This is a genomic window from Arsenophonus sp. ENCA (assembly GCF_002287155.1).
GTDB lineage: Bacteria > Pseudomonadota > Gammaproteobacteria > Enterobacterales > Enterobacteriaceae > Arsenophonus > Arsenophonus nilaparvatae.
Window position 1 is genome coordinate 1 of sequence record NZ_NHNG01000187.1, and the last position, 573, is coordinate 573.

The 573-nt window shown below is 39.1% G+C and carries 2 protein-coding genes; both read left to right on the forward strand.

The window, feature by feature from the left end; translation table 11 throughout:
* Nucleotides 1-228 (forward strand): Ail/Lom family outer membrane beta-barrel protein (locus tag CBG25_RS04800; RefSeq protein ID WP_290604950.1); only part of this gene is annotated, 228 nt, incomplete at its 5' end.
* 102 nt (nt 229-330) lie between these two features.
* Nucleotides 331-573 (forward strand): phage tail protein (locus CBG25_RS04805; RefSeq protein ID WP_290604951.1); only part of this gene is annotated, 243 nt, incomplete at its 3' end.

Here is a 573-nt window from a genome sequence, read left to right on the forward strand (position 1 = left end):
AGTGTTTATGGATTAGTAGGCTTGGGATGTAGCCATGTAAACTTTGATTTAGATGTTACCAAATATGGTAAAAAAACGTTTTCAAAAAGCAGCACTAACTTAGCCTACGGCGTTGGTATGCAAGTGAATGTTTACGAGGGAGTTACCTTTGATTTGGGCTATGAACGTTCAGGCAGTGGTGAGTGGAAAACGGATGCATTCACGGTTGGCGTAGGGTATAAGTTTTAAGACACCTTGAGATGCATTCAACGGTAAAATTGATAAATTAATTTTACTAAAAAACAAAAAAGTCACTTAATTGTGGCTTTTTTTATTTATGGAGTCAAGTTAATGGATGAATTTAAATGGCGAACCCAGATTCAAGACAGCCCAACGGGCGAGTACAGACATCGAATCAAAGAAGTGGAATTTGGTGATGGCTACAAGCAGATATCAGCCGATGGGATTCATCCCGAATCGCAATCCTGGCCATTTTCTTATTTAGGCAAAAAAGTTGAAGTGATGCCTCTCTTTGATTTTATTCGCCAACACACCGTGAAATCTTTTATCTGGATACCCCCTTTTGGTGTCAAG